We start from the raw sequence: 12,988 nt of genomic DNA, 5'->3' as shown, positions 1-12,988 counted from the left end.
CTGCGTCGACGAAAGCCCGACCCAGCTCATCGGCGAGGTGCGCCAGCCAATCCCGGCCGAACCCGGAAGGCCGGAACGCTACGACTGCGAGTACAAGCGTAACGGCACCGCCAACCTGTTTGTCTTCCTCGACGCGCACCGATCCTGGCGCAAGGTGAAAGTTACCGAACGGCGCACGGCCGACGACTTCGCCCACTGCATGCGCGATCTCGTCGATGTCCATTATCCCGAGGCCGCCTACATCCGCGTGGTGCTCGACAATCTGTCGACCCACACACCCGCCGCGCTCTACCAGGCCCTGCCGGCCGAGGAGGCGCGCCGCATTCTCAGGCGGCTGGAATTCCACTACACCCCCAAGCACGCCAGCTGGCTCAACATGGTCGAGATCGAGATCGGCGTCCTGCGCCGCCAATGCCTCAACCGCCGCATCGAAAGCCGCGTCCGCCTCGTTGCCGAGGTCGAAGCCTGGGAACGCCGACGCAACGCAAGCGGCGCTCGCATCAAATGGATGTTCTCTACCGAGCAAGCCCGCGTCAAACTCGCCAAAGCCTATCCAAACCCAACCGCCAAAGTGTCATAACCTCTGTGCAGTGGTACTAGTCGTTCAATGCCGTACCCGGTCGGACGATCGGGTACGGCATCCACGCCATCACGAGCCTCGGCTTGGGCGGCCGAGAATTTGGCGGACACCTTCTTTGGTGAAGGGCTGAGCCAGTTGCTTTAGAAATCCCGGTGCGATCTGTCCCTTGATGCCGATATCGATCGAGGATGGACGGTTGGGGTTGTAGTAGGTCCTGAAGATCAAATCCCAGATCACGACGTTCTCGCCGTAGTTCATGTTGCCTTCGCGAAGGTCTTAAGAATGATGCCAGCGATGAAGGCGCGGCGTGCTGAAGACGAAATCGAAGATGCCGGTGCGCATATCGACGTTGCAATGGGTGAGGATGCCCATGAAGGCCGTAACGGCCCCAAGCCACCAGAACACATGGAGCGGCGCGCCGAGGAAATAGAGCGGGATCTGGCTCATCGCGACCTTGAAGAGCGAGTCGGCGACGTGGAGCGGCCGGTGTTGATGACCAAGCGCCGGACGACACTGTGATGCAGGGCGTGGAACCGCCAGAAGAACAATTTTTCATGGGCAATGCGGTGCGCCCAGTAGAGGCCCAGTTCGGCGATCACCACTGCCAACGCCACCTGAACCACCATCGGCCAATCCGAAGGCCACAATCCGAACTTCAGCGCGGCAAGCGGCTGCAGGATGTTGGCGGCGTACATGGGGAAGACCGCAGCGACCAAGCCTGCCAGTTGCAGCACCCCCTTCGTCGCCAGCGTATGTCCGATATCGTTCACCGCCTCGCCATCCGACAACAACCAGCGTCGCTCGTAGGGGATGTAGCGTTCGAGAAGGAACAGGACAAAGACCGCGGCGGCATAGACCGTCGCGAAGGCGATCATCGGGTGGGTGCTTGCGAAGGCAGAATAAGAACCCAACAGTCCAGAGAAGAACACAAAAGGCCAGGACAGGTATCTCAGTACTCGCCTTAGCAGATACCCGGCTTTCGAAAGGGCGCGGCGGCGCTCTGAAATCATCATTGACGCTCCATCCATTCCAGCAACTCGCGGCATGTACGCGGACGGCCATCACTGACGCGCCCGTCCGAACATGCATCCAGGCTAAGGTCCGGATCCGGCCAATCGCCCCATCTCTTGCCGCCATACATGCGCCTGATCTCGGCACAAGTGCGTGGCTTTCCGTCACTTAGACGACCATCACGACAGGGATCGTACAGATGCTGCACGGTGCGTTGCGGATCGTCCGCAATCCACAGTCCTTTGTCATCGGCATGACCCGAGCCCGCGCCGAACAGCAGCATCCACATTGGCAAGACGACCAACCGCATCGACAACCGTCTTTGTTTGAAACGTTATTGCCGAATTTTGGGGGGAGCGGATTACACGAGCATTGCGGGAAGCCGGAAGAAGCAACCTGATGCGTCCCGAAGCAACCTTTCATTGACTGACGGCAGATGCCCGGGGCTCGGAGCACGCGCGCGCCCTGCTGTCGTCTGGATCGAACAGCGGCTCGTCGTCCTCACCTTGCTTCGCGGGTCCGAAGGCACCCATTATGCCCACGTCAGAGGCCTGATTGTCCGTGCGATGACCCGGCTTGCGTGGCGATACATGACCGAAACACAGGGCGAGGCAGCGCTGTCGCCGCTGATGCCCTTCGTGCTGGAGCGCACCTTTACTCGAACCATCGACACCATTGCCGACACGCTCGGCCAATATGGGGACGGACCATCCATTCAGGCGGCGATCGACCTCGTCGGGCGCTACCAGCTGGCAGGGCTGCAGTCCCTCATGGCTCCCAAGCATCGAGGTCAGGGTGGGCCACGCTCTCAGTCGTCCGAATAGCGCTCCTCGCGCCACGGGTCGCCGCGCATGTGATAGCCGTTCTTCTCCCAGAACCCGGCGGCATCACCAGCGCGAAAATCAATCCGCGTGAGCCATTTGGCGCTCTTCCACAGATAGAGATGCGGAACGACGAGCCGCATCGGTCCGCCATGGGTGCGGCTGATCGGCTGCCCCTCCCAGTCCGTCGCGAGGATCGCATCCTCGGACGCGAAGTCTTCAAGCGGCAGGTTGGTGGTGTAGCCGTCATAGCTCGTCAGCATGACGTAGCTCGCCTCGGGCTTCGGCATCACATGATCCAGCAGGTCGCGGGTCGCGACACCCTGCCAGCGGTTGTCATAGCGCGACCAGGTGGTGACGCAGTGCATGTCCGAGAGCCTGTCGCTTTGCGGCAGCGCCTTGAAGGCGGGCCAGCCGAGCGACAAAGGATGCTCGACAAGGCCGGTAACATCGAGCCGCCAGCTTTCCGTCCGAATGATCGGTTGCTGGCCGAGGTCGAGCACTGGCCAATCCTTGACCAGGTGCTGGCCGGGCGGTAGGCGTTCGTCTTCCGGCCGGGCGATCCGTCCGGTCAGGAACTTGCCGTCTGCGGCCCAGCGTCGCTTCGTCGTCGTGAGTTTGGTTTCCGGCGGATGCGTGTCGTCGGTCATGAATCTTTACTCCCCGGCCCGAATTCACTCGCCAAGCGGAAATAAGAAGGGCGCTGCTGCAGAACGTCAAGCGCAGGAGCGCGAAGTTGCTATCTCAGGACCAAGCGCAAGGCAGCTTGCGTTTCCTTGAGCAGCGGCAGGTAACGCTCCACCATCTCCACTGCGGCTACGTGCGCGGCCGGCGCACCGATGTTCAGCGCCGCAACGATCCGGCCGCGGTCGTTCTCGAGCGGGACGGCGATGGAGCAGAGGCCAAGTTCCAGTTCCTGATCGATGAGGGCATAGCCCTGATCGCGCACCCGACGAAGCTCGGCGATCAAGTCCTCCGGATCGGTTTTCGTATGGGGCGTGTTCGCCTTCAGGTTCGAGCGCGCCAGGATCTCGCGCGCCTCGTGCTCCGGCAGTGCCGCGAGCCACACGCGCCCCATCGACGCGCAATAGGCCGGCAGACGCGAACCGGTCGTCAGGTTGATCGACATCACCCGCTTTTGCGAGGCCCGGGCAATATAGACGATTTCGGTACCATCGAGCACCGAGGCCGAAGCGCTCTGCCCGGCGCGGTCCGAAAGCTGGTCGAGATAGGGCTGTATGATTGTCGGGAGCGGCGTCGCCGAAAGGTACGCATGGCCCAATCTCAGGATCTTTGGCGTCAGCGCGAAGAACTTGCCGTCGTAGTCGGCATAGCCGAGCTCGGAGAGCGTCAGAAGCGACCGTCTGACGGTCGCCCGGTCGAGGCCCGTGATCTTCGACGCCTCGGCGATCGATAGCTTCGGACGTGTTTCGTCGAAGGCTTCGATCACCGTCAGCCCCCGTGCAAAGCCGCTGACGAAATCCGTCTCTCGCATCTGTCATCCCTCGGTTTATCCGTCGGCATTTTGTGCGATATACGAACAAAAGTCAAATATCGCACAAAATATTTGACGGTTCGGTTCGATCGGCGCTTATTGGCATGCGGAAGAGAGCAAGCCGCCCCGCCGCCCGACAGGCCGCAGGCGCAACAAACAGCAGCGAAGAGAGGAAACATGGCGAAGATCGTTTCGCTCGCCGAGGCCGTCGGCGACAATGTCAGGGATGGCGACACCGTCGCCATGGAAGGCTTCACCCATCTGATCCCCTATGCCGCGGGCCATGAAGTGATCCGCCAGGGCCGCAAGGACCTCTATCTCGTGCGCATGACGCCCGACATTCTCTACGACCAGCTGATCGGCGTGGGCGCGGCGCGCGGCATGAAATTTTCCTGGGGCGGCAACCCAGGCGTCGGCTCTTTGCACCGCTTCCGCGATGCCGTCGAAAACCAATGGCCGCGGCCGCTCGAAATCGAAGAACATTCGCACGCAGCCATGGCCAACGCCTATGAGGCCGGCGCCGCCAACCTGCCCTTCGCGACGCTGCGCGGTTACATCGGCGCGGACCTGCCGAAAGTGAACCCCAACATCAAGTCGGTCACCTGCCCGTTCACCGGCGAAGTGCTCGCCGCCGTGCCGGCGATCCGCCCGGATGTAACGATCATTCACGCCCAGCGCGCCGATAAAAAGGGCAACGTGCTGATCGAAGGCATCGTCGGCGTGCAGAAGGAAGCCGTTCTCGCGGCCAAGCGCTCGATCGTTACGGTCGAGGAGATCGTCGACGAACTCAACCCGCCATCGCCCAACTCCCTTGTGCTCCCGAGCTGGGCGGTTACATCTGTTGCCCAAGTTCCGGGCGGCGCCTTCCCATCCTATGCGCACGGCTACTACTCGCGCTCCAACGCCTTCTACATCCGCTGGGACGAGATCGCTCGCGACCGCGACAGCTTCACCGCATGGATCAAGGAAAACGTGCTCGACGCCAAGTCGGAAGACTTCGCCAAGCATGCCGGCAGCAAGCCGGCAAGAGCGGCCTGAAGGGAGGATAGAATGAGCGACTTCACCCCCACCGAAATGATGACCATTGCCGCCGCGCGGGCGCTCTCCAATGACGATGTCTGCTTTGTCGGCATCGGCGCGCCCTCGGCCGCCTGCAACGTCGCGCGACTAACCCATGCGCCGGATATCACGCTGATCTACGAGAGCGGCACGGTCGGAACCAAGCCGGATGTGCTGCCGCTTTCGATCGGCGACGGTGAACTCTGTGACACCGCTCTTTTCACTGTCTCGGTGCCTGAGATGTTCCGCTACTGGCTGCAGGGCGGCCGCATCACCACCGGCTTCCTCGGCGGCGCCCAGATCGACAGGTTCGCCAACCTCAACACCACGGTCGTCGGCCCTTATGACCATCCGAAGGTCCGTCTGCCGGGTGGCGGCGGCGCACCGGAGATCGCCTCCAATTGCGGCCGCATCTTCGTCACCATGGCGCTGTCGAAGCGCGGCTTCGTCGAGAAGCTGCCGTTCATCACCTCCATGGGCCATGGCGAAGGCGGCAACCATCGCGAGCGGCTCGGCATGAAGACCAAGGGGCCGACCCGCGTCATCACCGATCTCTGCATCCTGGAACCGGATTCCGAGACGAAAGAACTGACGGTCGTTTCGATCCACCCGGGCGCGACCCGCGAGCAGATCGTCGAGAACTGCGGCTGGGCGATCAAGTTCGCCGAGCATGTGATCGAGACGCCAGCGCCGACGGAACTGGAGCTGACAACCCTTCGTGACATCAATGCCCGCACCAAGAAGGCGCATCAGGGCGACAAGGAGGCTGCGTAATGGCCGAGGCTTTCATCTGCGATTACATCCGCACCCCGATCGGCCGCTTCGGCGGTTCACTCTCCTCGGTGCGGGCCGACGACCTCGGCGCGATCCCACTCAAGGCACTCCTCGAACGCAACACCGATGTCGACTGGGACGCGGTCGATGACGTGATCTTCGGCTGCGCCAACCAGGCGGGCGAGGACAACCGCAACGTCGCGCGCATGTCGCTGCTTCTGGCTGGCCTGCCGGTCGGCGTATCCGGCACGACGATCAACCGGCTCTGCGGTTCCGGCATGGATGCGGTGATCGCTGCAGCGCGGGCAATCAAATCCGGCGAAGCCGAACTGATGGTCGCTGGCGGTGTCGAGAGCATGTCGCGAGCACCCTTCGTCATGCCGAAGGCCGATGCCGCCTTCTCGCGCAACGCCGAGATCTACGACACCACCATCGGCTGGCGCTTCGTCAACCCGCTCATGAAGAAGCAGTACGGCGTCGACTCGATGCCCGAGACTGGCGAGAACGTCGCGGCGGATTTTCGCGTCGGCCGCGAAGACCAGGACGCCTTTGCCGTCCGCAGCCAGGCGAAGGCCGCCGCAGCGCAAGCGAACGGTCGGCTGGCGAAGGAAATCGTCTCGGTGACGATCCCGCAGCGCAAGGGCGAGCCTGTCGTCGTCGACCGCGACGAGCACCCGCGCGCAACGACGATGGAGGCGCTCGCCAAGCTCGGCACGCCCTTCAAGAAGGAAGGCGGTACGGTGACGGCCGGCAACGCCTCCGGCGTCAACGATGGCGCGACCGCCCTGATCATCGCGTCGGAAGCCGCAGTGAAGAAATATGGGCTGCGACCGATCGCCCGCATTCTGGGCGGCGCGACCGCCGGCGTACCGCCGCGCATCATGGGCATGGGCCCGGCCCCCGCATCGAAGAAGCTGATGGCGCGCCTCGGCCTGAAGCAGGCGCAGTTCGACGTCATCGAACTCAACGAAGCCTTCGCTTCGCAGGGCCTTGCCGTGCTGCGCGACCTCGGTGTCGCCGACGACGATGCGCGCGTCAACCGCAACGGCGGCGCCATCGCACTCGGCCATCCGCTCGGCATGTCCGGCGCGCGCATCACCGGCACGGCGGCCTTGGAGCTGCACGAAACCGGCGGGCGCTATTCACTGTCCACCATGTGCATTGGCGTCGGCCAGGGCATCGCGGTGGCATTGGAGCGCGTCTAGCCGCCGTGCCAAGCTGCGACGTGGGACCCCGGTTGGGCGAATTAGACTTGGCCGAGCTCGGCCTCTCAATGGAGGCCGAGAAACTGTTTCAGTTCCGGTGTCTGCGGACGGGCGAAAACCTCTTCCGGCGGCCCGACTTCGTGGACGCGACCCTGATGCATGAACACGACCCGCGAGCAGACGTCGCGTGCGAATTTCATCTCATGCGTCACCATTAGCAGCGTCATGCCCTCGGCGGCAAGTTCGCGCACAACCGTCAGGACTTCCGAGACCAGCTCCGGGTCCAGCGCCGAGGTGATCTCGTCACAAAGCAGCGCGATCGGCTGCATGGCAAGCGCGCGTGCAATTGCCACGCGCTGCTGCTGCCCGCCTGAAAGCTCGTCGGGATAGGCGTCGAACTTGTATGCGAGGCCGACGCGCTCCAGCATCTTGCGGGCGATCGCCTCCGCCTCTGGCTTCGGCGTCTTTTTCACGACCGTCTGCGACAGCATAACGTTGCCACCGACCGTCTGATGAGGAAAAAGATTGAACTGTTGAAAGATCATTCCGACCTTCAACCGCAGCGCCTTCAGATGCACCTCGTCGTCGAGGAGCTGCGCACCCGCGACAGAGATCGAGCCTTTGTTGATCGTCTCGAGGCCATTGATGCAACGAAGCAGCGTCGATTTGCCAGAGCCGCTCTTCCCGATGATGGCGATGACTTCGCCCGGTGCGACGTCAAGACTGATCCCCTTCAAAACTTCGTTCGCGCCATAACTCTTGCGGACTTCAGTGATTTCGATGAGCGACATTGAGCTTCCTTTCGAGGATCTGGCTGCTCTTCGACAGGGGCCAGCAGAGCGCGAAATAGATGAGGGCCACGAGGCCGTAGACGGTGAAGGGCTGGAAGGTGGCGTTGGTGACGACAGTGCCGGCCTTCGACAGTTCGACAAAGCCGATGATCGAGGTCAGCGCGGTACCCTTTATGATCTGCACCGAAAAGCCGACGGTCGGCGGAACGGCGACTTTCATCGCCTGCGGCAGGATGACGTAACGCATCTGTTGCAGCCAGCCCATGCCGAGGCTGGCGGAGGCCTCCCATTGCCCCTTGGCGACCGCCTCGACACAACCGCGCCAGATTTCGCCCAGGAAGGCCGCGGTCCAGAGGACCAGCGCCAATCCTGCAGCAAGCCAGGCCGGTACGTCGATGCCAAATAGGCCGAGCCCGAAGAAGGCGATGAAGAGCTGCATCAGGAGCGGCGTGCCCTGAAACAGCTCAATGTAATATTTGGCGAGCGATCGCAGCGATTTGCGTTTGCTGATGCGCAGGAAAAGCAAAGCGAGCCCGACGATACCACCGCCCAGGAAAGAGACGAGCGAAAGGACGACCGTCCAGCGCGTCGCGAGCAGCAGGTTGCGCAATATATCCCAAAGGGTGAACTCGATCATCGCGCGGTCCTCCGTGGGAAAATGAACCCGCCGATGATCGCCAGCGCTTGGCGAAGCAAGATCGCCAACGCGAGGTAGATGATCGTGGAAACGATGTAAGCCTCGAAGGCGCGGAAAGTCCTGGATTGAATGAAGTTGGCGGCGAAGGTGAGATCTTCAGCGGCGATCTGAGACACGACGGCCGAACCGAGCATGACGATGACCACCTGGGATGACAGCGCCGGCCAGATGCGCTGGAGCGACGGAACCAGCACGACGTGCCGAAAGGTCTCGAACCGTGTCATGGCGAGACTGGCGCCCGCCTCGAACTGCCCCCTTGGCGTCGCCTGGATGCCGGCGCGGATAATCTCGCAGCTATAGGCCCCGAGATTGACGATCATGGCGATATTGGCGGCGTGCAATTCGCCGAGCTGCAGGCCCAAGGACGGGAGGCCGAAGAAGATGAAGAAGAGCTGGATCAGGAACGGCGTGTTGCGGATCAGCTCCACATAGGCCGCGACCACCGGCTTGAGCCAGGCCGGCCCCAGCGCCCTCGCCCAGGCGCAGCAGATTCCGAGCGAAATACCGGCGACGGCACCAACCGCGATTAGCTGAACGGTGATGCCTATCCCTTTGATGATCTGAGGATAATATTCGAGCAGCCAGCCAAATTCGAACTGGTAATTCAAGGTGCACCCCTGGTTTGACGAATATCCGATGGCGCCGTCCCGCCTAGAGTGACTCCACGTGAAGGCAGGATGCTCTGGCGGCGAGACGGCGCGGCTACGGTTGATCAGAGATCGGTCGGCAGGTCGGTGCCGAGCCATTTTTGCGTGATGGCGTTCAGCGAACCGTCGGCCTTGGCCGCAGCGATGATGCCATTGACCTTTTCAAGAAGGGCGGGTTGCTCCTTGCCGAGCCCGATATAACAGGGCGAGTTCTTGATAAGGAACTTCAACTCGGGACGCTTCGGCGGGTTCTTGGCGAGAATGGCAGCGGCCACCACGTTGCCGGTCGCGACAGCCTCGACCTGCCCGGACAGGAAGGCGGAGATCGTGCCGTTGTTGTCTTCATAGCGCTTGATAACGGTATCCGCCGGCGCGACCTTGGTCAGTTCCAGGTCTTCGACCGCGCCGCGGGTGACGCCTACGACCTTGCCGGTGAGTTCCTCCGGCTTGGTGACTGCGAGTTCGGCGGGCGCAAACACGCCATTGAAGAAGGGCGCATAGGCGGCGGAGAAGTCGATGACCTTCTCCCGATCCGGATTTTTGCCGAGGCTCGAAATCACCAGATCGACCTTGTTGGTCTGCAGGTAGGGAATCCGGTTCGCGCTCGTAACCGGCACGAGTTCGACCTTCACGCCGAGCTTGTCTGCGATCAGATTGGCCATGTCGACGTCGTAGCCCATCGGCGCCATATCCGTGCCGACACTGCCGAAAGGCGGGAAATCCTGGGGAACGGCGACGCGAAGCGTGCCGCGCGACGTGATGTCGCCAAGCGCATCGGCATGGGAAACCGAGCCGAAGCCGATGGTCGCGGCCATCGCCGCCATGGCGATGAACAGTCGTCTTGCGAGCATTGAGTCATTCTCCTTTTTGGGTTGGCGGTGTTGTGCTGCGTGACGTCGTCGACGGCGAAGTCACGGTCAGGGGAGGAAGCGCGAGCGACCGCCGGAGGTCAGCCAGAGGATCGGGGTGCTTCGTCAGGTCCAGTCCGGTTTCCACCTCGTCCAGATGTTCGACGGAGAGCGCCGCCGCCCTCGAAAAATCTCCCTGCTCCATCGCTCCGACGATGCGGCAGTGCCCGAGGTGGGATTGCAGGGCGTGGAAATCCGACTGATAAAGCATCGAAATCAGAATGGTTCTCGCCGTGAGATCGCGAAGGATCTCGATGAGAACGGCGTTATCCGCCAGTTCGGCCACCCGAATATGGAAGTCGCCCATCAGGCAGGTGAGGCGCTGGCGGCGCCGGCTTCAATCGCCGCCTTCTCTTCAGCAAGGTGGGCTTGCAGCCTGTTGCGGCCGCTCTCCGTCAGCGGCCGCATGCTGCGCAGCAGTCCAGCTTCGATGACGCGCCGCGCGTCATAGACCATCACCGCCTCTTCGGCAGATGGTTGCGCCACGAACCAGCCTCTCCGTGGGCTGACATGCACGATGCAGCGTGTCTCGAGGCGCATCATCGCTTCGCGCACCCTGGTCCGCGACACGCCGAAAAGCGCGGCCAATTGGTTCTCGCTGAGCCGCGTTCCGGGCTTTATGCGGCCCGAAAGGATACCCGAGACGATGGATTTCTCGATCGGATTATGGAAGTTCGGCGCGGCTCTATCTTGCATACAAGACAGCAATGCAAAGCCTGTGCCAATCTCATATGGCCACCTTTTCAAGGGCTTGCGGGAGATGCACTCTCACCTTTGGTTATTCAGGTGCAGGCAGCTCGCTTTTTAGGCACCGCATTTCGAGCGGCAGATCGGTGCATCGCCCTTGCTCATTCGCTCCCTTCTGGGCACGCGAGGCCACGCCGCCCAGATGGACCGATGCGCGGTGTGACGAGGCAAACCGGAAACGGGCGTGTTCCGGCTTCCCGATCACTCCGTCCAGATTGCGACGTCGACGGGACCGAGCTTGCGGCCGCCAACATGGAACGTTGCGCCGGCCGGCGCCGGTACGTCGACGGCCGTCTTGCCGTAGTTGAAGGCAAAGCTGAGCTTGCCGCGGCGGGTGATGCGCAGATCTCCCAGATCCGCGAGCGCCTCGACCGAAGCCCAGCCAAGCGCGTCACCGATCACCTTACTCAAGAATTCACCCCGCGCGCCGGTTGCCAGATAGCGCGCCTTGTCGTTGCCGACGAGCGCCGGCGCACCATTGCGATAGTCGCCCTCGAAGGTCGCAAGCACGGCTTCGCTTGACCTGACCGTCTCGCGCCAGACGCCAGCCGAGTAAGTCTCGTTGCCGTAAAGCACGCTCTCGGCATGAAACTCCGGAAGCGACTCGACGCGCGCGACGCTGACGTCGATCAGCGAGGCGAGCGGCCCTGGCGGCAAGCCTTCGGGAATGTGCATATCCTCGGTCTTGCTTCCACTGCGCGGTCCGAACAGAACCTTGGCGCCGGAAGCAGCTAGGTTCTGAACGAACGCCTGATCCGGGATTACGAGGTCGGGCGCCAGCACCAGCTGGTAGCCATCGAGATCCGAGTGCTGGCCGATGATGTCGACATCGACGCCGAAGCGGGCAACGGTCGAATACCAGTCGAGCGCGATCTGCGACGCCAGATAGGTGCGGCCCTGCGGCAGCGCGCGGGTCGCCCAGCGCGAAGTGTAGTCGAGCACGATCGCGACCTTGGCCTTCTCGCGGCGTTCGCCCTTCGGCAGCCGCTTCATCTCCTCGGCAACCTGCGCAACTTCGAGATAGCCCTGGTCCGCCTCGCTGTTCGGCAAAAGAAGACCCGCATGGAACTGCTCTTGCGCGAACGGCACCTGGCGCCAGCGGAAATAGGAGACCATGTCGACGCCATGGGCATAGGCGAGCCAGGTCCAGAGCCGGACCATGCCGTCGGCCGGCGACTGGTTGTGCGACGCCCAGTTCACCGGGCCTGGCTGCTGCTCCATCACCCAGACGCGACCGTTGCCGACGGCGCGGTAGAGATCGTGGTTGAAGGCTGGCTGGTCCGGGTCGCCGACGCGGAGGTAACGGCCCTTGTCTTCGGAGGAGAGACGGCCGTTGAGCAGCCCTCCCATCGGATAGACGTCCCACGACGCGATATCGATGTCCTCGCCAACCTTGTAGTGATCGAAGTCGGTGTTCTGCGACATGAAGTTGTGCGTCACCGGACGATCCGGCGAGTGTTTGCGGATGATATCGACCTGCGCCTTGTTGAAGCTCTTCACCTGGTCGGAGGAGAAGCGGATATAGTCGACGATATGGGTCGGGCTCGGTTCCTCGACGAGATTGTTGGGAAGTTCGACCTCGTCGAAGCACAAATAATTCATCGCCCAGAAGGCCGTGCCCCAGGCGCGGTTCAGTTCCTCGACGGTGCCATAGCGCTCAGCCAGCCATTCGCGGAAAGCGCGCAGCGCCTCGTCGGAATAGCTGTAGATCGTGTCGTGGTCGCCGTATTCGTTGTCGGTCTGCCAGGCGTGCACGAAGGCGTTTTTGCCATAGCGCTCGGCCATGGCTTCCGAGATGCGCGCCGCCTCGATGCGGTAGCGGCGACTGGAGAAGCAGTAGTGACGGCGGGCGCCGAACTTGCGCACCACGCCCGTGACGTCGACGGGCAGGATATCCGGATAGCGATCGATCAGCCACTTCGGCGGCGCTGCCGTCGGGGTTCCGAGGATCACCTTGAGGCCGGCATTGCCGAGCACCTCGATGGCCTCGTCGAGCCATTCCCAATGGAACTCGCCCGACCGGGGCTCGATCTTCGCCCAGGCGAATTCACCGATGCGCACCCAGGCAAGCCCGAGCTCGACCATGCGGCGCGCATCCTCTTCCCACTTCGCGCGCGGCCACTGCTCCGGATAGTAGCAGACGCCGAGTTCCAGCATGTCGGTCTGCTGCTCTTTGGCGTTGAAGCGGTTCGATCTCGTCAGAGGCATGTGCACGGGTCCGGTCCTTCGTCATTTCATTCGGCCGGTTGGTTC

Annotated in this window: 13 protein-coding genes and 2 pseudogenes; 5 read left to right on the top strand and 10 right to left on the bottom strand. The window is 62.5% G+C overall.

Features of this window, described 5'->3' with window-relative positions:
- Positions 1-580: IS630 family transposase (locus BLU35_RS31350; protein WP_143033028.1), on the top strand; the 580-nt coding region annotated here is incomplete at its 5' end.
- Between the two features lie 69 nt (positions 581-649).
- On the opposite strand, the pseudogene BLU35_RS31345 reads toward BLU35_RS31350, so the two are convergent.
- A pseudogene (locus tag BLU35_RS31345) lies at positions 650-1,590 on the bottom strand (sterol desaturase family protein).
- Positions 1,590-1,901 (bottom strand): hypothetical protein, encoded by a 312-nt coding sequence (locus BLU35_RS35380; RefSeq protein ID WP_143033027.1) that lies wholly within the window; start codon positions 1,899-1,901, stop codon positions 1,590-1,592. The pseudogene BLU35_RS31345 and the gene BLU35_RS35380 overlap by 1 nt, the downstream one beginning before the upstream one ends.
- Before the next feature lie 280 nt (positions 1,902-2,181).
- Between BLU35_RS35380 and BLU35_RS35375 the strand changes: the two genes are divergently transcribed.
- Positions 2,182-2,415: a hypothetical protein gene (locus BLU35_RS35375; RefSeq protein ID WP_143033026.1), complete on the top strand. Its 234-nt coding sequence runs from the start codon at positions 2,182-2,184 to the stop codon at positions 2,413-2,415.
- Here the strand turns inward: BLU35_RS35375 and BLU35_RS31335 are convergent.
- Both BLU35_RS31335 and BLU35_RS31330 read right to left on the bottom strand, forming a co-directional pair.
- Positions 2,400-3,062 carry a sulfite oxidase-like oxidoreductase gene (locus BLU35_RS31335; RefSeq protein ID WP_093236030.1) on the bottom strand — a complete coding sequence of 221 codons (663 nt, stop codon included), beginning with the start codon at positions 3,060-3,062 and terminating at the stop codon, positions 2,400-2,402. The two genes, BLU35_RS35375 and BLU35_RS31335, sit on opposite strands and share 16 nt — an antisense overlap.
- An 89-nt stretch (positions 3,063-3,151) precedes the next feature.
- On the bottom strand, positions 3,152-3,907 hold the full coding sequence (locus BLU35_RS31330; protein ID WP_093236029.1) for an IclR family transcriptional regulator: 756 nt from the start codon (positions 3,905-3,907) through the stop codon (positions 3,152-3,154).
- A gap of 177 nt (positions 3,908-4,084) precedes the next feature.
- Here BLU35_RS31330 and BLU35_RS31325 point away from each other — a divergent pair, with 177 nt between their 5' ends.
- The 3 genes from BLU35_RS31325 to pcaF are packed head-to-tail and all read left to right on the top strand — an operon-like array spanning position 4,085 to position 6,945.
- Entirely contained in the window at positions 4,085-4,945 is an 861-nt protein-coding gene (locus tag BLU35_RS31325) for a CoA transferase subunit A (protein ID WP_093236028.1), read from the top strand.
- 12 nt (positions 4,946-4,957) lie between these two features.
- On the top strand, positions 4,958-5,740 hold the full coding sequence (locus BLU35_RS31320; RefSeq protein WP_093236027.1) for a CoA-transferase subunit beta: 783 nt from the start codon (positions 4,958-4,960) through the stop codon (positions 5,738-5,740).
- Positions 5,740-6,945 (top strand): 3-oxoadipyl-CoA thiolase, encoded by a 1,206-nt coding sequence (pcaF, locus tag BLU35_RS31315; protein ID WP_093236026.1) that lies wholly within the window; start codon positions 5,740-5,742, stop codon positions 6,943-6,945. Before BLU35_RS31320 ends, pcaF begins: the two co-directional genes overlap by 1 nt.
- 65 nt (positions 6,946-7,010) lie before the next feature.
- Here the strand turns inward: pcaF and BLU35_RS31310 are convergent, their stop codons facing one another.
- The 6 genes and pseudogenes from BLU35_RS31310 to BLU35_RS31285 form a co-directional block, all read right to left on the bottom strand.
- Positions 7,011-7,736 (bottom strand): amino acid ABC transporter ATP-binding protein, encoded by a 726-nt coding sequence (locus BLU35_RS31310; protein ID WP_093236025.1) that lies wholly within the window; start codon positions 7,734-7,736, stop codon positions 7,011-7,013.
- Positions 7,714-8,373, bottom strand: coding sequence for an amino acid ABC transporter permease (locus BLU35_RS31305; protein WP_093236024.1), 660 nt, complete (start codon positions 8,371-8,373; stop codon positions 7,714-7,716). The genes BLU35_RS31310 and BLU35_RS31305 overlap by 23 nt, the downstream gene beginning before the upstream one ends.
- Entirely contained in the window at positions 8,370-9,041 is a 672-nt protein-coding gene (locus BLU35_RS31300; protein WP_093236023.1) for an amino acid ABC transporter permease, read from the bottom strand. The genes BLU35_RS31305 and BLU35_RS31300 overlap by 4 nt, the downstream gene beginning before the upstream one ends.
- A gap of 104 nt (positions 9,042-9,145) precedes the next feature.
- On the bottom strand, positions 9,146-9,931 hold the full coding sequence (locus BLU35_RS31295; protein WP_093236022.1) for a transporter substrate-binding domain-containing protein: 786 nt from the start codon (positions 9,929-9,931) through the stop codon (positions 9,146-9,148).
- Between the two features lie 4 nt (positions 9,932-9,935).
- Positions 9,936-10,684 (bottom strand): annotated as a pseudogene (locus BLU35_RS31290) (GntR family transcriptional regulator).
- Positions 10,685-10,936: 252 nt separating this feature from the next.
- Positions 10,937-12,949 carry a beta-galactosidase gene (locus BLU35_RS31285; RefSeq protein ID WP_210185180.1) on the bottom strand — a complete coding sequence of 671 codons (2,013 nt, stop codon included), beginning with the start codon at positions 12,947-12,949 and terminating at the stop codon, positions 10,937-10,939.
- Positions 12,950-12,988 lie beyond the last annotated feature (39 nt).

Origin of the sequence: Sinorhizobium sp. NFACC03, from assembly GCF_900103435.1 — a bacterium.
In the GTDB taxonomy this organism is placed as follows: Bacteria; Pseudomonadota; Alphaproteobacteria; order Rhizobiales; family Rhizobiaceae; genus Ensifer.
This window is presented reverse-complemented; position numbering and strand designations above follow the sequence as displayed.